The organism is Georgenia sp. SUBG003, assembly GCF_000715355.2.
Classification (GTDB): Bacteria; Actinomycetota; Actinomycetes; order Actinomycetales; family Actinomycetaceae; genus Georgenia.
This window is the reverse complement of record NZ_CP180204.1, coordinates 2,761,940-2,782,293: the sequence shown is the minus strand read 5'-3', so window position 1 is coordinate 2,782,293 and position 20,354 is coordinate 2,761,940. Positions and strand designations below refer to the sequence as shown.

At 73.8% G+C, this 20,354-nt stretch carries 22 protein-coding genes and 4 pseudogenes; 13 read left to right on the top strand and 13 right to left on the bottom strand.

Annotation, left to right across the window (positions count from 1 at the left end; translation table 11 throughout):
* Positions 1-23: 23 nt before the first annotated feature.
* A pseudogene (locus tag DA06_RS14175) lies at positions 24-320 on the top strand (Wzz/FepE/Etk N-terminal domain-containing protein); the annotation flags it as partial.
* A 391-nt stretch (positions 321-711) separates the two neighbouring features.
* Here DA06_RS14175 and DA06_RS14170 read toward each other — a convergent pair.
* The 3 genes from DA06_RS14170 to DA06_RS14160 all read right to left on the bottom strand — a co-directional run bounded on the left by DA06_RS14170 (position 712) and on the right by DA06_RS14160 (position 3,283).
* The gene (locus DA06_RS14170; RefSeq protein ID WP_418605297.1) at positions 712-1,626 is read right to left on the bottom strand and encodes a (Fe-S)-binding protein; all 915 of its coding nucleotides are present in this window, start codon (positions 1,624-1,626) and stop codon (positions 712-714) included.
* Entirely contained in the window at positions 1,590-2,948 is a 1,359-nt protein-coding gene (locus DA06_RS14165; protein WP_052436762.1) for an FAD-binding oxidoreductase, read from the bottom strand. Before DA06_RS14165 ends, DA06_RS14170 begins: the two co-directional genes overlap by 37 nt.
* A 104-nt stretch (positions 2,949-3,052) precedes the next feature.
* Positions 3,053-3,283, bottom strand: a complete 231-nt coding sequence (locus tag DA06_RS14160; RefSeq protein ID WP_043501149.1) for a LysM peptidoglycan-binding domain-containing protein — start codon at positions 3,281-3,283, stop codon at positions 3,053-3,055.
* 686 nt (positions 3,284-3,969) lie between these two features.
* Between DA06_RS14160 and DA06_RS14155 the strand changes: the two genes are divergently transcribed.
* Positions 3,970-4,488 (top strand): hypothetical protein, encoded by a 519-nt coding sequence (locus DA06_RS14155; protein ID WP_418605296.1) that lies wholly within the window; start codon positions 3,970-3,972, stop codon positions 4,486-4,488.
* A gap of 422 nt (positions 4,489-4,910) precedes the next feature.
* Positions 4,911-5,819 (top strand): bacterial transcriptional activator domain-containing protein, encoded by a 909-nt coding sequence (locus tag DA06_RS14150; RefSeq protein WP_052436761.1) that lies wholly within the window; start codon positions 4,911-4,913, stop codon positions 5,817-5,819.
* A 193-nt stretch (positions 5,820-6,012) separates the two neighbouring features.
* On the opposite strand, the gene DA06_RS14145 is transcribed toward DA06_RS14150, so the two are convergent.
* The 4 genes and pseudogenes from DA06_RS14145 to hemE form a co-directional block, all read right to left on the bottom strand.
* Positions 6,013-7,404, bottom strand: a complete 1,392-nt coding sequence (locus tag DA06_RS14145) for an NAD(P)(+) transhydrogenase (Re/Si-specific) subunit beta (RefSeq protein ID WP_043501142.1) — start codon at positions 7,402-7,404, stop codon at positions 6,013-6,015.
* Positions 7,401-7,721, bottom strand: a complete 321-nt coding sequence (locus tag DA06_RS14140; RefSeq protein ID WP_043501140.1) for an NAD(P) transhydrogenase subunit alpha — start codon at positions 7,719-7,721, stop codon at positions 7,401-7,403. The genes DA06_RS14145 and DA06_RS14140 overlap by 4 nt, the downstream gene beginning before the upstream one ends.
* Complete coding sequence (locus DA06_RS14135; RefSeq protein ID WP_418605295.1) at positions 7,718-8,173, bottom strand: hypothetical protein; 456 nt, start codon at positions 8,171-8,173, stop codon at positions 7,718-7,720. Before DA06_RS14135 ends, DA06_RS14140 begins: the two co-directional genes overlap by 4 nt.
* Positions 8,174-8,254: 81 nt before the next feature.
* A pseudogene (gene hemE / locus DA06_RS14130) lies at positions 8,255-9,273 on the bottom strand (uroporphyrinogen decarboxylase).
* 99 nt (positions 9,274-9,372) lie between these two features.
* Here hemE and DA06_RS14125 point away from each other — a divergent pair.
* The 3 genes and pseudogenes from DA06_RS14125 to DA06_RS14115 form a co-directional block, all read left to right on the top strand.
* Positions 9,373-10,434 (top strand): annotated as a pseudogene (locus DA06_RS14125) (inositol monophosphatase family protein); the annotation flags it as partial.
* The gene (locus DA06_RS14120; RefSeq protein ID WP_418608018.1) at positions 10,397-10,774 is read left to right on the top strand and encodes an inositol monophosphatase family protein; all 378 of its coding nucleotides are present in this window, start codon (positions 10,397-10,399) and stop codon (positions 10,772-10,774) included. The pseudogene DA06_RS14125 and the gene DA06_RS14120, both read left to right, overlap by 38 nt.
* A 184-nt stretch (positions 10,775-10,958) precedes the next feature.
* Positions 10,959-11,258 carry a DUF4193 domain-containing protein gene (locus tag DA06_RS14115; protein ID WP_043501130.1) on the top strand — a complete coding sequence of 100 codons (300 nt, stop codon included), beginning with the start codon at positions 10,959-10,961 and terminating at the stop codon, positions 11,256-11,258.
* Positions 11,259-11,262: 4 nt separating this feature from the next.
* On the opposite strand, the gene DA06_RS14110 is transcribed toward DA06_RS14115, so the two are convergent.
* Both DA06_RS14110 and DA06_RS14105 read right to left on the bottom strand, forming a co-directional pair.
* A complete protein-coding gene (locus DA06_RS14110; protein ID WP_418608016.1) occupies positions 11,263-11,421 on the bottom strand; it encodes a DUF3093 family protein in 159 nt (52 codons plus the stop codon).
* Positions 11,422-11,588: 167 nt separating this feature from the next.
* A pseudogene (locus DA06_RS14105) lies at positions 11,589-11,894 on the bottom strand (phenylalanine--tRNA ligase subunit beta); the annotation flags it as partial.
* On the opposite strand from DA06_RS14105, the gene DA06_RS14100 reads away from it, so the two are divergent.
* Complete coding sequence (locus DA06_RS14100) at positions 11,802-12,704, top strand: FAD-dependent monooxygenase (protein ID WP_418605294.1); 903 nt, start codon at positions 11,802-11,804, stop codon at positions 12,702-12,704. The pseudogene DA06_RS14105 and the gene DA06_RS14100 overlap by 93 nt on opposite strands.
* A 30-nt stretch (positions 12,705-12,734) precedes the next feature.
* On the opposite strand, the gene DA06_RS14095 is transcribed toward DA06_RS14100, so the two are convergent.
* Positions 12,735-13,643, bottom strand: a complete 909-nt coding sequence (locus DA06_RS14095; protein ID WP_418605293.1) for a phosphotransferase family protein — start codon at positions 13,641-13,643, stop codon at positions 12,735-12,737.
* A gap of 31 nt (positions 13,644-13,674) precedes the next feature.
* On the opposite strand from DA06_RS14095, the gene DA06_RS14090 reads away from it, so the two are divergent.
* Positions 13,675-13,797, top strand: coding sequence for a hypothetical protein (locus tag DA06_RS14090; RefSeq protein WP_418605292.1), 123 nt, complete (start codon positions 13,675-13,677; stop codon positions 13,795-13,797).
* A gap of 100 nt (positions 13,798-13,897) precedes the next feature.
* Positions 13,898-14,170: a hypothetical protein gene (locus DA06_RS14085; protein ID WP_043501112.1), complete on the top strand. Its 273-nt coding sequence runs from the start codon at positions 13,898-13,900 to the stop codon at positions 14,168-14,170.
* Between the two features lie 7 nt (positions 14,171-14,177).
* Here DA06_RS14085 and DA06_RS14080 read toward each other — a convergent pair whose 3' ends face one another.
* Complete coding sequence (locus tag DA06_RS14080; protein ID WP_418605291.1) at positions 14,178-14,912, bottom strand: SDR family oxidoreductase; 735 nt, start codon at positions 14,910-14,912, stop codon at positions 14,178-14,180.
* 317 nt (positions 14,913-15,229) lie between these two features.
* Here DA06_RS14080 and DA06_RS14075 point away from each other — a divergent pair, with 317 nt between their 5' ends.
* Both DA06_RS14075 and DA06_RS14070 read left to right on the top strand, forming a co-directional pair.
* Positions 15,230-15,541 (top strand): DUF1905 domain-containing protein, encoded by a 312-nt coding sequence (locus tag DA06_RS14075; protein WP_043501110.1) that lies wholly within the window; start codon positions 15,230-15,232, stop codon positions 15,539-15,541.
* Between the two features lie 12 nt (positions 15,542-15,553).
* Entirely contained in the window at positions 15,554-16,609 is a 1,056-nt protein-coding gene (locus tag DA06_RS14070) for an LLM class flavin-dependent oxidoreductase (RefSeq protein ID WP_043501108.1), read from the top strand.
* Here the strand turns inward: DA06_RS14070 and DA06_RS14065 are convergent.
* A complete protein-coding gene (locus DA06_RS14065; RefSeq protein ID WP_418605289.1) occupies positions 16,606-18,474 on the bottom strand; it encodes a response regulator in 1,869 nt (622 codons plus the stop codon). The two genes, DA06_RS14070 and DA06_RS14065, sit on opposite strands and share 4 nt — an antisense overlap.
* Before the next feature lie 72 nt (positions 18,475-18,546).
* Here DA06_RS14065 and DA06_RS14060 point away from each other — a divergent pair, with 72 nt between their 5' ends.
* Complete coding sequence (locus DA06_RS14060; protein ID WP_418605288.1) at positions 18,547-19,614, top strand: PAS domain S-box protein; 1,068 nt, start codon at positions 18,547-18,549, stop codon at positions 19,612-19,614.
* Positions 19,545-19,844 carry a hypothetical protein gene (locus DA06_RS14055; RefSeq protein WP_418605287.1) on the top strand — a complete coding sequence of 100 codons (300 nt, stop codon included), beginning with the start codon at positions 19,545-19,547 and terminating at the stop codon, positions 19,842-19,844. The genes DA06_RS14060 and DA06_RS14055 overlap by 70 nt, the downstream gene beginning before the upstream one ends.
* Here DA06_RS14055 and DA06_RS14050 read toward each other — a convergent pair.
* Positions 19,837-20,298 carry a Rieske (2Fe-2S) protein gene (locus DA06_RS14050; RefSeq protein WP_043501099.1) on the bottom strand — a complete coding sequence of 154 codons (462 nt, stop codon included), beginning with the start codon at positions 20,296-20,298 and terminating at the stop codon, positions 19,837-19,839. The genes DA06_RS14055 and DA06_RS14050 overlap by 8 nt on opposite strands.
* Between the last annotated feature and the right edge of the window lie 56 nt (positions 20,299-20,354).

Sequence of the window (20,354 nt, the reverse complement as noted above, 5' to 3'; positions counted from 1 at the left end):
GCCTCTGGCTTCGAGCGCCGATTATGGGAGACTGGCGCAGGCTATTGACCAAACGGGGGACGTCCGTGGAACTGAACGAGTACATCAGCATCCTGCGCAAGCGCTGGATCAGCGTGGCGATCATCGCCCTGGCCACGCTCGCGGCGACCGCCGCGGTCACCCTGCTGATGACGCCGAAGTACAGCGCCACGAACCGGATGTTCTTCGCCGTGGAGGCGGGCGAGTCCGTCTCCGACCTCGCCCAGGGGTCCACGTTCACCGAGAAACAGATCACCTCCTACGCCGAGGTGGCTACCACCCCGCTAGTTCTCGGGCCGGTCATCGACGACCTCGGCCTCGACACGACGCCCACCGGCCTGAAGTCAGCTCTCACCGTCACCGTCCCGCCGGAAACGGTCATGGTGGACATCACCGCCACGGATGAGCAGCCCGAGCGGGCGGCCGATATCGCTAACGCCGTCGCCGAGCAGCTCAGCGTCGCCGTCGGTGAGCTCTCCCCCGAACGGCAGGACGGCGCGGAGGCGGTTCGCGCCACCGTCACGACCCCGGCCGCCGCCCCCGACTCGCCCTCGTCCCCCAACGTCACCCGCAACCTCGCGCTCGGCCTTGTCCTGGGTCTCATGCTCGGCGTCGGCGTAGCCATTCTCCGCGAGATGCTCGACACCAAGGTCCGCAACGAGAAGGACATCAACGCCGTGACGGACAGCTCCGTCATCGGGACCGTGGGCTTCGATCCCTCGGGGGATCGAGCATCCCGTGTTCATGTACGACGACCCGACCGGCCAGCGCGCCGAGGCCGTTCGCCGGCTGCGCACCAATCTCCAGTTCGTGGATCTGGCCGACCGGCCGCTCGATCGTCGTCGCCTCCTCCGTGCCGGGCGAGGCAGTGACGGCCTCGAGCACCGCGCCGGGCACCGCGTCGGCGACGCCGAGGGCCGTGCGCAGGGCCGCCGTGGTCGGGGCCCAGGTCCGCGCGAGGAGGTCCCCGGCCGCGCGGACGGGAGCCGGGCGTGCCTCGGCACGGAATTCCTTCATCACCTTGCCGGTGTCGATGCCCACGGGGCACGCGGTCACGCACAGCGAGTCGGCGGCGCAGGTCTGGACGGCCTGGTAGTCGTACTCGCGCCGGAGCGCCGCCCGCCGCTCCGGCGAGGACAGCGCCATCTCGCGCAGCAGCACGATGCGCTGGCGCGGCGTGGTGGTGGTGTTGCGGGAGGGGCACACCGGCTCGCAGTAGCCGCACTCGACGCACCGGTCGAGCTCGGGATGGGCGGCGGGGAAGGTCTTGAGGTGCTTCAGGTGCGCCTCGGGGTCGTCGCCGAGGACCACGCCGGGGCTCAGGATCCCGGCGGGGTCGCACAGGCGCTTGATCTCGCGCATGACGTCGTACAGCTCGTCGCCGAACTGCCGCCTCACGTACGGGGTCATGATGCGGCCGGTGCCGTGCTCGGCCTTGAGGGAGCCGTCGGCGCCGAGGATGAGCTCGACGAGGTCCTCGGTGAAGGCGGCGAACCTGCCGAGCTCGGCGCGGTCGTCGAGCCGCGGGTTGATCTGGAAGTGCAGGTTGGCGTCCTTCGCGTGGCCGAAGATCACCGCGTCGTCGTAGTCGTAGCGGCGCAGCAGCACGCCGAGGTCGCGGACGGCGCCCGGTAGCGCGGGCGGGGGGACGGACGATGTCCTCGAGCAGCGCCGTCGTCCCCTCGGGGCCGCGCGCCCGCGACGGCGGCGTAGAGAACCTTGCGGGTCACCCACATCCGGGCCCGGGCGGCGGCGTCCGTGGTGAGCTCGGCGGGCGCGGCGAGGTCGAGACCGCCGACGACGGGACGCAGGCGGTCCGCAGCAGTGGCGAGCCCCTCGGCGGTGGCGTCCTGGACCTCGACCAGCAGCGCGGTGTGCTCACGCACGTGCAGCGCCCGCATGAGGTCAGGGGCCTTGGGGTCGCGCTGGGAGACCCGCAGCGAGGAGGCGTCGAGGAGCTCGACGGCGACGGCGCCCGCCTCGGTCAGCGGGATGATCGCGTCGGTGGCCCGGTCGATGGTGTCGAAGACGCACAGGGCGGTCGCGGCGTGCGGCAGCGCGGGCACGGTCCGCAGCGTGACCTCCGCGACGTAGGCGAGCGTCCCCTCCGACCCCACGACGAGGTGGGCGAGGATGTCGGCGGCGGAGTCGTGGTCCAGGAGGGCGTTGAGGGCGTAGCCCATCGTGTTCTTCATCGAGAACTGGTGCTCGATCCGCGCGCGCAGGGCGGCGTCGCCGCGCACGCGGTCCCGCAGCCGGAACAGCCCGGCGTACAGCTCCGGCTCCAGGGTCCGCAGCAGGTCGTCGGCATCGCGGCGGCCGGTGTCCACCACCGTCCCGGACGGCAGGACGAGCACCATCGACTCCAGGGTCCGGTAGGCCGTCGCGACCGTCCCGGACGTCATCCCGGAGGAGTTGTTCGCGACGACGCCGCCGATCGTGCAGGCGATCTCGCTCGCCGGGTCGGGGCCGAGGCGGCGCCCGTACCGGGTGAGGGCGGCATTGACGCGGCGCAGCACGGCGCCCGGCTCGCAGCGCACGCGGGCGCCGTCGTCGATGACCTCGACCCGGGCGAGGTGGCGGCGCACGTCGAGCAGCACGCCGTCGGTCACCGCCTGCCCGGACAGGGACGTGCCGCCGGAACGGAAGGTGACGGGGGTGCCGCTGCGGGTCGCGGCTGCCAGCACCGCGGCCACCTGCTCGGTCGGAGGTCGGCGGGTGAGCGACGGCGGCGGGCGTGAGCAGGAAGTGGGAGCGTCGTGGGCGAGGCGGGCACGGTCGACGACGGCGGTCGAGACGTGGTCCCGACCGGCGGCCCTGGTCACGGCGGCGAGGCCGGCTGCGCCCGCGGCGCCGCCCGGGTGGGGTGGGTTGGTCACGGTGTCGTGGGCACGAAAGGTCGCGGGCTGGGCCGGGGTGCGGACGGTCATGGATCCCTCTCGGTGCTCGCCTCGTCGCGTCGACGCCCACTCTGCCACCCACGGGCGGCCGGTGAGCGTCCGGATCAGGCCTGATGCCGCCTATCCGCGTCTTCTTATCGCTGCGGCGGGATGGGTGACGGGGGCCGGTTCTGAAGGACGACGCCCCGCTCGTCCCCGACCGACAGGATCGTGTGGGCGTCGAGGTTGAGAGTGTCACCGGGATGCAGGTTGTGGGTCGCGCCGGTCCGGCGCACCCCGTTGATGGCAATGAGATAGGAGAGGTTGACGCAGAAGCGCTCGGCGATGAAAGCCCCCACGTCGCCCGCGGACACGGTGTAGGCCACGGGGGGTGCCGTCATCGTCCACGCCGGCCGTGCCGGTCGCGAACTTCCGAGGTCCGGCGTCCACGGGAGTCTGCTGCCTCCAGCCGGCCACCGCCTCCGGATCCCCCGGATCCGCGTACTCCAGGTCCGGGCACTCGCCGCCCTCAGCCGCCGGAGCCCTCGTGGCGGGCGCCGCAGACGAGGGCTCGGGCCGGCTCGCAGCCGGTGCCGGGTCGGGGGTGCTCGGTGCCGCACTGGTGGCCGGGGCACCGGTGTCCGGGGCGGTGCAGGCTGACAAGACGAGCGCAGCGGCACACACCAGCGAGATGCACGTCAGCCCTGGGCGCATCCGATCTCCCCGGCCCTCCGATCCGTATCAAACGACAGGTTCAGTATTTCACGAGCGGGACACTTCTGCGTCACTGCTTACGCTGACTCAGGGGAAACTGCTCAGCGATTTCAGCACCTCGCCACCGCCCTTTTGCAGAAGGCACTGACGTCACGGGTGCAGCAACAGCGGCCTCCCTGCTGATGGAACTACCATGCTGAGAAATTTCCTGCCGGGTATCCCGGAACAACGGAACTGCGGCACCGGTTCAGAACCTCCACTGGCATCACTTATTCCACGGTGCGAGACATTGTTGAGGCTAGCCGGTAATGTTCCCGCCACCAGGCGATGACGACTGAGGATGGGGTGTCCGGCTATCTTGCTCAGGAAGACGAAGGCAATCCCGGCAGCTGGGATCGTTCTTGCGGTATTGCTCGGCGGGTGCTCCTCCTCGGCTCCGTCGGAGCCCCCCGCAGGTGGCAAGGCCGATGCGCTGACCGATGTGGACGTGTCGGACGCGTCGGCGGAGCAGGCCGCGGAGATCAGTGACCGGATGGCGACGGCGGATGAGTACCGGGCGGCGTTCCAGCGGTACCGGGAGTGTTTGAGCGCGGCCGGTTTCGAGCTGACGGACCTGGATCCCACGGGCTCCGTGTACGAGTACGCAGTGCCCGATGCGGCGGTGGAGGACGGCGCCGACGCCGAGTGCTACGACGCGGAGTTCAGGTACGTGGACATGCTCTGGCAGACCGCCGAGGACGTCCAGAACAGCTCCGATACCGCTCAGCTCCATCGGGAGTGCCTGCAGGAACGCGGCATCGAACCGGCAGACACCCTGGAGCAGATGAGCGAGCAGCTGCGAGAAGCGGGGATCGAGCTGCCCGAGTGCCTCTCGTGAGGCGTTGCCCATGACCCGTGGCGTGCACCGCTGGTGAAGGGCGCGAATGGTGAGGGCCGGCGAGGGCGGCGGGTCGATTTCTCGGGTCGGCCCGTGGATACGGCTGGTGGCGTTGCGGGCGGTGACGGTCCGGGTCGCGACCGGCGCCGCTCGCCGGTTCGCCACCATCCCGGACCAAGGTTCCCGGGCGCACGAGTCCGACTTCCCGACCGTTCCCGGGTGCTCCCGGAAGACTCCCACCGGGTTCCCGCCGACGGCCGGAGCGTAGGGGGATCTCAGGGGTAGCCGTGGCCGTTCGAGGGGATGATCCGCAGCGTCGTGGTCCGGCCCGGAGGGCGATTGTGGTGACCCGTGCGCACGACTACCGTTGGAGTGACCGGGGGATCACCGAAGCGTTGAGAAACTGTCACGCTGGAGCCGAGATGGTGTCCGAGAGCGTCCGGGGCCCGAAGCAGCTGACCGAGCTGAGGTGCCTGCCCACCTTCGAGCTTCGGGTCGCGGGCCAGGCGGTACCGCTCGCGCACCGTTCGCAGCGCGTCCTCGTGCTGCTCGCCGTGCGCGGCGGCCCGGTCGACCGGGCGGAGCTGGCCGGCACCCTGTGGCCGGACGTGTCGGCGTCCCGCGCCTACTCCAGCCTGCGCTCGACGCTGTGGGGGCTGGCACGGATCGGCCCTAGCCCGGTGACGGCCGTGGGCACGAGCGTGCAGCTCAGCCGGGACGTGCGGGTGGACGTGGAGACGGCCCGCCGCCTGGCGATGCGCATCATCGACCGCGGCCCGGGCAAGATCTCGGCGTCGACGGCGCTGGCGACGCTCCGCCACGACTTCCTGCCGTCGTGGTCCGAGGAGTGGCTCACGGCCGAGCAGCACCACTACCGCCAGCTGCGGCTGCACGCCCTGGAGGTGCTGAGCCGGTACCTGAGCGAGCGCGGGGACCATGCCCACGCCGTCGAGGCGGGGTTGCTCGCCCTGGCGGTCGAACCCCTTCGCGAGAGCGCGCACCGCACCCTGATGCTCGCTCACCTCGCGGAGGGCAACAGGGCGGAGGCCATCTGGCAGTACCACCGGTGCCGGGACCTGCTGGAGACCGAGCTCGGCCTGGCGCCCAGTCCGGAGATGCAGGCGCTGCTCCAGAAGGCACTGCAGCACGGCCCGGTCGACCTGACGGACGGCGGAGGCGGCGGGCCCGCGGGGACGAAGCAGCGACCGGCCCGGTCGCCGGACGACCGGGCCACCGGCAGGGCCGGTGCACCGTCCGGCGAGCGTCCTCGGGCCGACGATGCAGTCTCCGGCGACGACGGCCCGGAGCAGGCGGCCGCCGCAGGGGGCTAGAGGCCGGGACCATGGACATGCTCTGGACCCCGCCGCTCTCGGACGCGAGGCCGTGTCGAAGGCTCTTCTGTCGCACAAGGATCGGGGCGACGGGTTCCGAGGTCCCCGCACGACGCCACCCAGGCTCGAGCGGCGGATCTCACCGCCGCCGACGACCGACAGGTCCGGAACTGCCCGCGGCTGGTGCCTGTGCTCAGACGTCCTTGAGCGCGGAGACCACCTTGGTCAACGACTCCTTCGCGTCCCCGAAGAGCACCTGGGTGCGCTCGGCGAAGAGCAGCTCGTTCTCGATGCCGGCGAAGCCCGGCCGCATCGACCGCTTGAGGAAGATCGTCTGCCCCGCCTGGTCGGCGTTGATGATCGGCATCCCGTAGATCGGTGCCGAGGGGTCGGTGCGGGCGGCGGGGTTGACGACGTCGTTCGCGCCGACCACCACGACCACGTCGGTCGACGGCATGGCGGCGTTGACGTCGTCGGCCTCGACGAGGAGCTCGTAGGGCACGTTCGCCTCGGCGAGCAGCACGTTCATGTGCCCCGGCATGCGCCCGGCCACCGGGTGGATGCCGTAGACGGCGTCCACGCCCCGCTGACGCAGCGCGGTCACCAGCTCGGCCACCACGTGCTGCGCCTGCGCGACGGCCAGCCCGTAGCCCGGCACCACGACCACCCGGTTCGCGTACGCCAGCGTGATCGCGACGTCCTCGGCCTGAGCGCGGCGCACCGGACGGTCCGAGACCTGGGTGGAGCCGGCGGTCGAGCCGCCCTTGAGGGCCCCGAAGAGGATGCCGCTGACGGACCGGCCCATCGCCGTCGCCATCGCGAGGGTCAGGATGGTGCCGGAGGCGCCGACGAGGGTGCCGGCCACGAGCAGCAGCGTCGAGCCCATCGCCCAGCCGGAGGCCGCGACGGCCAGCCCGGTGAACGCGTTGAGCAGCGAGATGACGATCGGGACGTCCGCGCCGCCGACGGGCAGCACGAGCAGCGCGCCGAACCCCAGCCCCAGCACGGCCAGGACGACGCCGAGCCGAACGTCGGCGGTCAGCGTGACCGCGACCGCGGCGCCGATGCCCGCCCCGAGCGTGGCGACCATCAGGACCCCGGCCCCGGGCAGGACGACCGGCCGGGAGGTGATGGTGCCCTGCAGCTTGCCGAACGTCAGGAGCGAGCCGAGCAGCGAGGTGGAGCCGACGAACACCGCGAAGGCGGTGGTGCCGGCGACGACGAGGCTCATGTCGCGCCCGGCGTGCTCGGCGAGCTCCATGACCCCGACGATCGCGGCCGCACCGCCGCCGACGCCGTTGAAGATCGCCACCAGCTGGGGCATCTCGGTCATCTTCACGCGCCGGGCGGCCGGGACGGCGACGACGGAGCCGACGCCGACCGAGCCGAGCACGACGGCGAGGTTGGCGCCGGCGAAGTCCGTGGACAGCAGCACCGTGACGACGGCGACCGCGGCGCCCGCGGCGCCGAGCAGGTTGCCCCGGCGGGCGGTGCGCGGGGAGGACAGCCCCTTGAGGGCGAGGATGAAGCAGACGGCGGCCGCCAGGTAGGCCAGCTCCGTCACGGCGGGGGGCAGGACGTTCATCGCCGGTCGCTCCCCACCGGCTCCTGGGCGCTCCGCGCCGGCTTCCTGCCGGAGAACATCTCGAGCATCCGGTCGGTGACGACGAACCCGCCGACGAGGTTGACGGTGGCCAGGAGGGTCGCCAGCGCGCCGAGCACGAGGATCACCGGGGAGGTGGCGTGCGCGGTGACCATCACGGCGCCGACGAGGATGATGCCGTGGATCGCGTTCGCGCCCGACATCAGCGGGGTGTGCAGGGTGGAGGACACCTTGGACACGACCTCGACGCCGACGAACGCGGCGAGCACGAAGATCGTGAGGATGGTCAGCCCGGTCATCGCGACCCCTCCGCGTAGCTGTGGGTGGGCAGCTCCGCCGGTTCGCCCGGCGGAGGTTCCCCGTCGTCCCCGTCCTCGCCTTCGTCGTCGTCCGGGTCCTGCACGACGGCGGGCGTCACGGGTCGTCCCGCGGAGTCCCGGGTGACGCCGCCGTGGGTCAGCGCCATGCCGGCCACGATGTCGTCGTCGAGGGGGACGACGAGGGCGCCGTCGTCGCCGGTGAGCAGGGCGACGACGTTGGCGACGTTCCTGGCGAAGAGCCGCGAGGCGTCGGTGGGCAGGTCGGAGGCGGCGGAGGCGAGGCCGACGACGGTGACCGTGCCGCCGCCGCGCGCGCTCGGCACGGTCACGTCCATGCCGGGCGTCGAGCCCTCGACGTTGCCGCCGGCGCCCGCGGCGAGGTCGACGACGACGGAGCCGGGCCGCATCGCGGCGACCATGTCCGCGGTCACCAGCCGCGCGTCGTCGTCGGGCGCGGCCCCCGGGGCGGACGCCTCCGGCCCGGGGCGGGGCGGCGGACGGGAGGGGAGCGGTCACAGGGAGTGGACGAGCTCGACGACGCGGGTGAGGACCGTCGGGTCCGTCGTCGGCGGCACGCCGTGGCCCAGGTTGACCACGTGGCCGGGCGCGGACCGGCCCCGCTCGACGACGTCGCGCACGTGCGCCTCCAGCACCGGCCACGGGGCGGTGAGCAGGGCGGGGTCGATGTTGCCCTGCAGCGGGGTCTGCCCGCCCAGGCGGCGGTTCGCCTCGTCCAGCGGGATCCGGTAGTCCACGCCGACGACGTCCGCGCCGGCGTCCCGCATCGCCACCAGCAGCTCGCCGGTGCCCGTGCCGAAGTGCACCCGCGGGACGCCGAGGTCCTCGACGTGGCCCAGCGCCCGCGCGCTGAACGGGGCGGCGTGCGCCTCGTAGTCGGCGAGCGAGAGGGAGCCCGCCCAGGAGTCGAAGAGCTGCGCCGCGCGGCGCCGGCGAGGACCTGGGTCCGCAGGAAGTCGCCGGTGAGGTCCGCGGTCCAGCGCATGAGGCGCCGCCACGTCGTCGGGTCGGCGTGCATGAGGCCGCGCGCCGCCAGGTGGTCGCGGGAGGGCCGGCCCTCGACCAGGTACGCGGCGAGCGTGAACGGGGCGCCGGCGAAGCCGATCAGCGGCGTGGCCGCGCCGAGCTCGTCGAGGATGATCCGGATCGCCTCGACGACGGCGGACGGGTCGCCCGGGCGGTGGGTCAGGAGGCGGTCCACGTCGCTCGCGGTGCGCACGGGCTCCGCCACCACGGGGCCCACGCCGGGGACGATCTCCACCTCGACGCCGGCCAGCTTGAGCGGCACCACGATGTCCGAGAACAGGATCGCCGCGTCGACCCCGTGGCGGCGCACCGGCTGCAGCGTGATCTCGGCCGCGAGCTCGGGGCGCAGGCACGCGTCGAGCATCCCGACCCCCTCGCGCAGGCTCCGGTACTCCGGCAGCGAGCGGCCGGCCTGTCGCATGAACCACACCGGAAGGGTGTCGGGTCGGTCACCACGAAATGCCCGGAGCAGCGCGGGGGCGGGCATTTCCACGGATACGTCGGCGGGGGTGGTCGAATTCGTCACGGGGGCCATTGTGCCTGGCCGCCGGCGGAATGGTTCAATGTGGGTCTTGTGGTGCTTCTGATGCTCTCCGCCAACCACCACGACCTGGACCTCGCCGACATCGACCGCCTCAGCTCCGGTGCGAACGCCCTCGGCCGTCAGGTCGTGGCGGAAGACCCTGCCGTCAACGGGGCCGTCGTGCTGGCCACGTGCAACCGCTTCGAGGTCTACCTCGACGCCGACGAGGCCGGGGGCGAGGCCGCCGCCACCGCGGCCGCCTACCGTGCTGTCGCCCGCACCTCCGGCGCCGACGTCGACGAGGTCGCCCGCCTCATGCGGCCCGCGAGCGGCGAGCAGGTCGTGTCCCACCTGTTCGAGGTGGCCGCCGGGCTGGACTCGATGGTGGTCGGCGAGCGCGAGATCACCGGGCAGGTCCGGCGCGCGCTCGCGGCGGCCCGCGCCGAGGGCACCACCTCCCCGTTGCTCGAGCAGACCCTCCAGCACGCCACCCGCACCTCCCGCAGGTCGCCGTCGCCACCGACCTCGCCCGCGCGGGCCGCTCCGTCGTCTCCGTCGCCCTCGACCTCGCGGCGGCGCGCTTCGCCGCGTCGGCCTGCGAGCGCGACGTCGCCGGCCGGCCCGCCGACCCGCACGGGCGCCGCACCGCCCCGCGCAGGCCCCCCGACCCCGGCGGCGCTGATGACGCTCTGCGAGGAGCTGGCGCGTGCGGCGGGCGACCACGTGCGCGCCCGCACCGGCGACCACGGGGGCGTCGCGCGCACGAAGTCCTCCGCCGTCGACGTGGTCACCGCCGTCGACGAGGAGGTCGAGGCGCTGCTGCGGGCGAGGATCGCGGCCGCCCGCCCCCACGACGGCGTCCTGGGCGAGGAGGAGGGGGTCGCGGCCGGCACCTCCGGACTGACCTGGGTGGTCGACCCCATCGACGGCACGGTGAACTTCCTCTACGGCATCCCGTCGTACGCGGTGTCGGTCGCCGTCGTCACGGGAGGTACCGACCCGCTCGGGTGGACCCTCCAGGCCGGGTGCGTGCACGCCGTGCCTGACGGCACCACCTGGACGGCCGGGCGCGGCCTGGGCGCCTTCCGTGACGGGGAGCGGCTCGGCCCGCGCACCGCGCCGCCGCTCGGCGAGGCGCTCGTCGGCACGGGGTTCGGCTACACGGTCGACGAGCGCACCCCGGGAGGCGGCCGTCGTCGCGCGCGTGCTTCCCCAGGTGCGCGACATCCGCAGGATCGGGTCGGCCGCCATCGACCTGTGCCTGGTGGCGGACGGACGGCTCGACGCCTACTACGAGAGCGGCCTGAACCCCTGGGACATGGCGGCCGGCTCGCTGGTCGTCGCCGAGGCGGGCGGAGCGGTCCAGGGGCTCGACGCCGGACCCGCCTCGCGCGCCATGACCGTCGCGGGCCCGGCGGCCCTCGTGGACGAGCTCGCCGCGGCCCTGCGCCGCGCCGGCGCCTGACCCCTGTGAAGTCGGTCACCGACGGCCCCGGAACGGGGGAAACGCCTGTGCGTGCGCGCGGTCCGTGGTGCACAATCCGTTGACCTCGGGAACAAACGTGCCGTCCGGACGTTGACCCGGGGGACGCGGCCGCACGGCCGACGACCACCCATGACGATTCGAAGAACCGGAGCGTGACGCCGAGATGGCGACAGACTACGACGCACCGCGCAAGAACGAAGAGGACCTCTCCGAGGACTCGATCGAGGAGCTGAAGGCTCGGCGCGCGGAGAAGAACTCCCCCTCGGTCGACGAGGACGAGGCAGAGGCCGCCGAGGGGTTCGAGCTCCCCGGCGCCGACCTGTCCGGCGAGGAGCTCTCGGTGCGTGTCCTGCCGCGGCAGGCGGACGAGTTCACCTGCGCGAAGTGCTTCCTGGTGCACCACCGCAGCCAGCTCGCGTACGAGGACCAGGGGCAGCTCGTCTGCTCCGAGTGCGCGGCCTGACCCCTCAGCGCCCGCCCAGCACGGCCAGGAGCCGGCTGGGCCGGCGCGTGCACACCAGCCAGTAGGGAGTGGGGTCCCGCTCGTCGACGACGGGCAGCCGGACCGCCGAGCGGACCCAAGCCCTGTGACACACGTAGGCGCGGACGTCCGCGTCCGGGCCCAGCGCCGAGCGCAGCTGCTCGCCGTCCAGCGCGACCCCCCGTGCCGAGGGCGTCGACCGGCACGAGCGTGCGGTCCGCGGCCCGCAGCCGGAGCGCGAACGCGAGTGACTTCTTGCCCTCCCCCCAGCTGGTCGCCGGTGTAGACGTCGAAGAGACGCACCTCCTCGGCCAGGTCCCCGGCACCCTCGACGACGGCCGCGAGCACGTCGGCGGCAGGCACGGAGTCGTCGACCACGAGCGCGACGTCCTCCTTCGCCAGCGGGAACGTCGAGACCGGGTCCACCTGGACCGGCTCGGCCGGGCCGGCGGCGAGGACGGCGTCGAGGTCGAGCTCGAACGCCACGGTCCGCTGCGGCAGCTCCAGCGCCGCGCTCACCTTGGGGTGCAGCTCGCCGGCGTGGCCGACGACGGAGCCGCCCACGACGAGCTCCGCGCAGCGGCCCGGGTGCCACGGCGCGGAGTCGCCGGCGCGCACGGTGAGCTCGGCGCAGCGATCCTCCGGCCGGACGGCAGGGTCGTCGTCGGGCTGCCCAGCCCGCCCGTGCACCTGGTGTCCCGGCCCGTCCTGCACGCGGCACTGCTCGACGGCCTGCCCGCCGGGACGGTCGAGTGGAGCACGCCCGTCCGGGACCTCGCGGACCTCCCGGAGGCCGACGTCGTCGTCGGCGCCGACGGCATCCACAGTGTCGTCCGCGCCGCCGTGACCCCCGTGGCGCCACGCCCGCTGGGAACGGTCGCCCTCCGGGGAACCGTGCCGGGTGCTGTCGCCTCCGTCACGGAGACGTGGGGCAGGGGGCGGATCTTCGGGATCACCCCCCAGGCGCCGGACAGCACGAACTGGTTCGCCTGCTTCCGTGCAGACCTGCTCGACCGCCGCCCGGCCGGGCTGAGCCAGGCGCAGTTCCTCGGAGAGCTCTACCGCGACTGGCACCCCGCGGTGCGCCGCGTCGTCGGCGCCGTCACCGACGACGGGATCGACCGCCGCACCCTGCTCGACCTCCCGCCGCTGCCCACCTACGTCGACGGGCGGCACGTCCTGGTCGGTGACGCGGCCCACGCCATGGCGCCGAACCTCGGCCGAGGAGCCTGCGAGTCGCTCGTCGACGCCGTCTGCCTGGCCGACGCCCTCGCTGCGGCCTCCTCCGTCGAGGAGGGCCTGCGCCGGTACGACAGCCTGCGACGTCGTCGCACCCGTCCCGTCGTGCGGCTCTCGCGCCTGCTCAACAGGGTCAGCACCACTCGGCTCCCCGGGCGCCGCGGCCCGGTCCTGACCGGAGTGCCCTGACCGACGCGCCGTCGCCGTCGCACCCGCGGGTCACGGGGTGGTCGGCGGCTCCGGAGGAAAGAGCCGGGGAAGGACGATCAGGCTCTTGCGCGCGTAGGCCTCGCGGCCGGACCCGACGCCGTACGCCAGGTCCTCGAGCAGGCCGCACCGGGCGTAGAAGCGGGCGCGCCCGCGCAGACCGTCGGCGTCGGTGCGGGCGTCCGCACCCTGGCGGGTGCGCATTGCCGCGAGCGAGGCCTCGAGGCCGTCGTCGCCGAGGTCGCGGAGGATCAGCCCCAGGTCGCGCGCCGGGTCCACCAGGGCCGCGTCGGCCCAGTCGATGACGCCCGTCACCTCGCCCGTCGCCCGGTCGACGAGCACGTGCTCGATCCCGAGGTCGTTGTGCGAGAGAACCCGGCGCGCCGCCGCCGGCGGCGGCGGCGCGTCGAGGAAGGCCTCGACGGCGCCCCGGCACGCCGCCGGGATGCAGGACGCCACCTCCGCGTAGGTCTCCTGGGCCTCCTCCAGCCAGGCGGTGGGCGGGGTGTCGTCGTCGTCGACGACGTCGCGCCAGTCCTCCGGCGGCTGCTCGTGGAGCACCGCGAGCAGCTCGCCGAGCGCCGCGCCGACCGCCCCGGCGCGCACGGCGGTGTCCGGAGCGCCGAGGAGCGGATCGCCGGGGAGCTTGCGGTAGGCGAGCAGACCGCCGTCCGGGTCGGTGAGCAGCGGCACCGGTACCGGCAGCGGGCTGATCCGGGCGACGCGCCGCAGCAGCTCGGCCTCCCGGCGCACCTCGCTGGACCGTTCGGCCCGGTCGGCGTCGGTGGAGAGCCGGACGACGAGGTCGCCGTCGACCTCGAAGGCGGTGTGGTCCAGCCCCGACCCGAGCGGACGGACCGACCGCGGGTGGTGGCCGTGCCCGGCGAGCAACCGGTCGATGGCCTCCCGCGCGTCAGTCACGTCTCAGCTCCCGCCTCGCCTCCGTACCAGCATGGCACGTGGCGCGGCGCGGACGACGACGATCCGCGCGGGCCCGCGGCTGCGCCCGTCCGCGCACGGGTGCGCCGACCAGGTCGACCTCCTCGCGCGGGTGCTCGCGGGCGCCCGGGTGTGACGCATCTCCGGTCCTGCGAGTGGCGGACGGAACTGCCTGCACCCATCGTTTTCGGATATACCGGGTGAACCAGCCCGCCTGACGTCGAAGGACCAGAAGGATGACCGACCCCACCGCCAGCATGCACGTCCACACGACGCCCGACGGTCACCACTACCTCGTCGACGGCCCCGAGGAGACCTGTCCCGCCGCGGAGCACAGCAGGCTCGGCGCCGCGCGGCGCCGGAAGGCCGCACGGACTGCGGGAGCGGGCGGACGCAGGCGGTCCCACGCCGTCGTCGAGATCGCCGCGATCGCGCTGGTCACGTACGCCGCCGCCCGGGGGCTGATCCGCGTCGGCACCGCCATGTTCGGCGACACCCGGAAGCGTTAGGCGCGGCTCAGCCCCGCAGGCGCGCGACCGCCGCCCGGAGGAGCATCCGGCCCACCGCGGCGGGGCTGTGGCGGACGCCGTTCTCGTACGGGCCCTCGCCGCGCAGCACCGCGTCGGCGCCGCCGTCGACGAAGAGCACCTGGCCCGTCATGGAGGCGTTCTCCTCGGCGAGCGTCCAGGCGATCGCGCTCGTCACGGCGCGGACCGGCCCCGGCATGCCGAGCGGCTGGGGCAGCCCGAGCGCGAGGAACTGCGCCTGCGTGGCCGTGCCGGATCTCGTGCCGGCGGGGGAGTCGACGACGCCGGGCGCGACGGCGTTCAGCGTGATGCCGGCACTGGCCCACCGGGTCTCCGCGGCCTGGCGGCGGACCCAGCGGTTCAGCGCGATCTTCGTCGACCGGTAGACGACGCTGCCGCGGCCCTGGACGACGGCGACCCCCGCGGAGGCCCTCGCCGTCGCCTCGTCGCCCGCGAGGCAGGCGTCGACGATCTCCAGGTCCCCGGCCGACAGCGCGGCGGCCGAGGTGACCACCGTGGCGCGAGGCGCGGGCCGGCGGGCGAGGAGCGGACGGAGCCCCTCGAGCACCGCGACGGTCCCGAAGTAGTTCACGGCCACGCTCGCCGGACCGGGCGTGTCGGTCTCCGCCACCAGGGCAGCGCCGTCGAGGCCCTCGGGCGCGAGCCGCGCGACCGCCGCCACCAGCGAGGCGCGCCCGCGTGCGGTCCCCAGCTCGGCGCGCACGTCCACCGCGTCGCCCGTCCCGCACGTGATCACCCGGTCCCCGGCGGAACGGAGCAGCTCGACCAGATCGGCCCCCCACCGCCGAGTCGGCGCCGGTGACGACGTGCGTGCGGACGGGTGCGGCGGGGACGGCGAGGTCGGTCACCGTCCCACCCTCTCAGCCCCGTCCTCGCCCGTCGAGCGGTCGGCCGGTCCTCGGCGCACGCAGAGGGACGGGCCACCAGTGCGCGACGGCGGGTGCCGTGGTCGGAGCACCCGGCCCGGTTTCGCCCCCGAAACCGGTTGACCCACGGACGCCGCACCAGGAGCATGCCGCCGTGACGTACGAGTTCGACGCCGACCTCTGGCAGTGGGAGGCCCGGCGCACCGACAGCTGGACGTTCGTGTCCGTGCCCACCGACGTCGCCGACGAGGTGCTCGAGCTGACCGCCCCGTTCGCGCGCGGCTTCGGGTCCGTGCGGGTGGAGGTCACCGTGGGCGGGACGGTCTGGCGCACCTCGATCTTCCCCGACAGCAAGCGGCGCACCTACGTGCTGCCGATCAAGAAGGCCGTGCGCACGGCCGAGCGGCTCGAGGTCGGCGACAGCACCCGCGTGCGGCTCACGCTGGTCGACGTCGGGCCGGACTGACAGCATGCGGGGATGAGCGACGACGGCGGGACCCACCGCAAGCGCATCGGCTTCCTCTCCTTCGGGCACTGGCAGCCGGTGCCCGGCTCCCGGACCAGGACGGCCGCCGACGCGCTCCTGCAGACCGTCGAGCTCGCCGTCGCGGCGGAGGAGCTCGGCGTCGACGGCGCGTACGTGCGGGTGCACCACTTCGCCCGCCAGCTCGCCTCCCCGTTCCCGCTGCTCGCCGCCGTCGCGGCGCGGACGAGCCGCATCGAGATCGGCACCGGGGTGATCGACATGCGCTACGAGAACCCGCTGTACATGGCCGAGGAGGCGGGGGCCGCGGACCTGATCAGCGGCGGGCGGCTCCAGCTCGGCGTGAGCCGTGGGTCCCCGGAGACGGCGCTTCGCGGGTACGAGTCGTTCGGGTACGTGCCGGGGGAGGGACAGACCGACGCCGACATGGCGCGCGGGCACACCGAGATCTTCCGCGCCGCGATCGCCGGCGCCGGGGTGGCGCGCGCCGATCCCCGCCGGACCGGCACCGACGCGCCGCTCGCGGTCCAGCCGCTCTCGCCGGGCCTGCCGGACCGGATCTGGTGGGGCTCCGGCACGCGCGCCACCGCCCGGTGGACCGCGGAGCAGGGGATGAACCTCATGAGCTCCACGCTCCTCAGCGAGGACACCGGCGTGCCGTTCGACGAGCTGCAGGCCGAGCAGATCGAGGTGTACCGGAGCACGTGGCGCGACTCGGGCTGGGAACGGGAGCCGCGGGTCTCCGTCAGTCGCAGCGTCATCCCGATCACCACCGACCTGGACCGTGCCTACTTCGGCGACCGCGACGACGAGCAGCACGACCAGGTCGGGATGCTCGAGGGCGTCCGCGCCCGGTTCGGCAAGAGCTACTCCGGGGAGCCGGACGTCATCGCGGAGGAGCTGAGCAGGGACGCCGCCGTGCTCGCCGCGGACACCGTCCTGCTGACCGTGCCGAACCAGCTCGGGGTGGAGTACAACGCGCACCTGCTGGAGAGCATCGTCCGCCACGTGGCGCCGGCGTTCGGGTGGTCGCCGGCCGGCGCGCTCTAGCTCGGCGCCACCAGCCGGGACTCGTACGCCAGCACGACCGCCTGCACCCGGTCGCGGAGCCCCAGCTTGGCCAGGACGTTGCTGACGTGGGTCTTGACCGTGGTCTCGCTGACCACGAGGTGCGCGGCGATCTCCGCGTTCGACATGCCGCGCGCGACCAGCAGCAGCACCTCCCGCTCGCGCTCGGTGAGCTCCGAGAAGTCGGGGGCCGCCGTCGGGGCGGCGGCGGAGGGGAGGTGGTCGGCGAACCGGTCGAGCAGCCGGCGGGTGACGCTCGGCGCCACGATGGCCTCGCCCCGGTGCACCACGCGGACCGCCTCGACGAGGTCGTCCGCCGGGACGTCCTTGAGCAGGAAGCCGGACGCGCCGGCGCGCAGCGCCTCGACCACGTACTCGTCGTGGTCGAACGTCGTCAGCACCAGCACCTTCGGCACGGAGCCGGCGGCGGTGATCCGGCGCGTGGCCTCGATCCCGTCCATGTTGGGCATCCGGATGTCCATCAGCACGACGTCGGGCTGCAGCGCCCTCACCTGGGCCAGCGCGACCGCGCCGTCGGCCGCCTCGCCGACGACCGTCAGGTCGGGCTCGCACTGCAGCACCATCGAGAACCCGGTCCGCAGCAGCGGCTGGTCGTCGACGAGCAGCACCTTGATCACATCTGGCTCCGTCCTCGTGAGGTGTTCGAAACTGCTCCGGCGGCGGCCGGGACGGCGGCGGTCACCACGAATCCTCCACCCCGCCGCGGCCCCGCCGTGAGCTCCCCGCCGTAGGACTCGACCCGCTCCGTCAGCGACAGCATCCCCCGTGCCCGGGGCGGAGTCCGCGCGCCAGCTCGGCGCGCCGCGACCGTCGTCGCTCACGCTGACCTCGACGTGGCTGCCGGTCCGGCGGAGCTTGACGACGACGCGCGCGGGCCCGGCGTGCTGCGTCGCGTTGCGCAGCGCCTCCTCGACCACCCGGTAGACCGTCAGGCCGGCGCCGGCCGGGACCGGTGAGTCGAACCCGGACATCTCGAGCTCGACGTCGAGGCCGTCGCTGCGCGCGGCGTCGACGAGCTCCTCGATCTGGTCCAGGCCGGGCTGCGGGCGGGTCTCGGCGTGCGCGTCGTCGCCCAGCAGCCCGAGGACCCGCCGCACCTCGTCGATCGCGGTGCGTCCGAGCCCCTCCACCTGGGCGAGCGCCGCGTCGGCGGCCTCCGGGTCCAGGGCAAGGAGACGCCGGGCGGCGGTCGCCTGGACCGTCATCGCCATCACGCTGTGGCCGACGACGTCCTGGATCTCGCGCGCGACGGCGCCGCGCGCCTCGACGAGCGACGCCCTCGCCTGCGACTCCCGGGCCTGCAGCAGGGCGGCGTTGCGCTCCTCCAGCCCCCGCACGTAGCGGCGGCGGGTCTGGGACCAGGCGCCGGCGCCCCAGAACAGGGCGGCGGCGAGCAGGTTCACGGCCACGTCGACGACCGCGACGTCCGGCACCGGCACGATTGCCAGCGCGACGGCGATCACGACGAGCGTGGCGATGCCGACGGGCAGGCTGGTGCGGCGGGGCCGCAGCGCGGCGACCGAGTACAGGCAGAACAGAGCGCCGAGGCCACCGTTGACCTGCGCGTACCCCAGGCCGAACACCGTCAGGGACGCCAGCAGGGTCACGGCGAGCGTGGCGATCGGTGCGGCCGAGCGGATGACGACCGGCAGGCCGCTGAGGAGGACGAGGACGACGCCGAGCAGGTCGGGGGAGTGCTGGCCCGCCCGCGCGGCGGTGAGCGAGACGAGGCCCAGCAGCGTGACGAACGCGGCGAGCAGGACGTCGACCAGCACCGGCGACTGCCCGAGCCACCTGCGGTGCCGCTGCCAGAACTCCGATCTCACGCGCCAAACGTAGGCGGAGATACGGAGCGGAACCTCATCCTCAAGGATGATCGGAGGTACTAGCATCCGAGCGTGGTCCACGGGGTCTCCGCCGAACCGCCGCAGGGAACCCTCGACAAGGTTCGGCCTCCGGCGAGTCACGAGGTGCTGCGCTCGCTCGGGATCGACGTCCTCGTCGAGATCATCGAGAAGAGCTCCTACGGCGTGTGCATCACGGGCGACGAGCACACGTGGCTCTATCTCAACCCCGCCGGTGCCAGCCTCGTCGGCAAGCCCTTCGAGGAGCTCTACGGCAAGGACTACCTGCTCTCGTTCGCGCCGCACGAGCGCGACGCCCTGCTCGCGCTCGAGTCGGACCAGCGGGACGGCGACACGGGGTTCTACACCAGCACCGTGGTGCGCGACGACGGCACCGAGCGCGAGATGACCTGGTCCGGGACCGTGGTGCGGACACCGCTGGGCGAGGTGGCTCCGGCCATCTTCCACGACACCAGCCGCATCCGCCGGGCCCAGCGGGAGGCGTCGGCGCTCGCCGGTGCCGCCGCCCGGCTGGCCGAGGGGAGCGACCCCCGCGGCATCATCAACGCTCTCGCGCAGGCCGCCGTGGCCACCACGCGGGCGTTCGCCTGCCTCGTCCTCGCCGCGTCGGACGCGGTCACCGGGGACGGCCTCGGGCCGCTGCGGATCATCGGGCACAGCGACGACGCCGGAACCTGGGGCCCCGCGCTCGTCTCCGCCGTCGAGGGGCTCGGGCTGCCGCTGACGGAGTTCCCGGAGCGGCACCTGCTGACCGGGCGCCGGCCCGTGCTTCTCGCCGACCACCGGCGGCGGCTCCTCGCGGACTCCGCGACGGCGGCGCTCGTCGGAGGCACGGCGACGCCCTGGCGCAGGGGCGCGGCACGCAGGGCGGCCTCGACGGGTGGGTCGTCGCCGTGCGCAGCGCCAAGGAGGTGGTGCGGGTCAACCCGGCCCTGCGGGCCGAGCGGGCCACCATCGCGGAGCTCGGCAGGATCACCACGCTCGCCGACCGCGCGATGCGCAACGCCCGGGTGGTGTGCCGCCGCGCCGTCGTGGCGATCGAGGAGGACGGGGCGTCGCCCGACATCGCCGCCGACGTCGAGACCATCACGCTGGCGCTGAACTCGCTCGCCGCCGCCATCGGCAGCGGAGACCCTCCCGAGCACGCCCGCGCGACCCTCGTGCGCGTCTCCCGGGACCTCGACCCCGAGCTGCACGCGCACGAGGGGTGGCGCAAGCAGACGCTGGTGTCGCTGCTGCGCTCGCTGGTCGTGGACTCGCTGCAGATGACCGGCATGTCCCGGGGGCAGGCCCTGGGTCAGCTCCCGGAGGGAGACTCCCGGATCAGCTGAGCACCACGTCACCGTCGACGACCGTCACCGGTACGGGCGGCAGCGGCCGGCCGGCCGGCCCGGTGACCACGCTTCCGTCGGTGAAGGAGAACTCCGACCCGTGGCACGGGCAGGTGATGTCCGTGCGGCCGATCTGGACGACGCAGCCCTGATGGGTGCACACCCCGCTGAACGCCTTCGCGGTGCCCTCCTGGGGCTGCACCACCACCACGGACGCGCCCTGCACCTCCAGCACGACGCCGGAGCCCACGGGGACGTCCGCCAGGCTCAGCAGCCTCGTGCCCGCCGCCGACGACGGAGGAGCGGCGCGGGAGTCCTGGGCGTCAGCGTCACCACCGTCACCACCGTCACCACCGCTGCCGCCGCACGCGGCGAGCAGCGGGACGGTGAGCAGTCCGGCGCCGGCCGCGAGCACGCCACGACGGGCCGGGCCGGTCGAAGGTGTGAGGTCCACCCACCCATAGTGCCCTGCCGCGGTGCCGGGGCCGCCGCGCGACCGGCTCTCGTTAC

Bases quoted from the DNA above. Each gene is read 5' to 3' on its own strand.
- DA06_RS14090 (WP_418605292.1), top strand. From the start codon at position 13,675: ATGGCACGTGGCGCGGCGCGGACGACGACGATCCGCGCGGGCCCGCGG.
- DA06_RS14070 (WP_043501108.1), top strand. From the start codon at position 15,554: ATGAGCGACGACGGCGGGACCCACCGCAAGCGCATCGGCTTCCTCTCC.
- DA06_RS14145 (WP_043501142.1), bottom strand. From the start codon at position 7,404: ATGAACGTCCTGCCCCCCGCCGTGACGGAGCTGGCCTACCTGGCGGCC.
- DA06_RS14115 (WP_043501130.1), top strand. From the start codon at position 10,959: ATGGCGACAGACTACGACGCACCGCGCAAGAACGAAGAGGACCTCTCC.
- DA06_RS14165 (WP_052436762.1), bottom strand. From the start codon at position 2,948: ATGACCGTCCGCACCCCGGCCCAGCCCGCGACCTTTCGTGCCCACGAC.
- DA06_RS14150 (WP_052436761.1), top strand. From the start codon at position 4,911: ATGGTGTCCGAGAGCGTCCGGGGCCCGAAGCAGCTGACCGAGCTGAGG.
- DA06_RS14085 (WP_043501112.1), top strand. From the start codon at position 13,898: ATGACCGACCCCACCGCCAGCATGCACGTCCACACGACGCCCGACGGT.
- DA06_RS14140 (WP_043501140.1), bottom strand. From the start codon at position 7,721: ATGACCGGGCTGACCATCCTCACGATCTTCGTGCTCGCCGCGTTCGTC.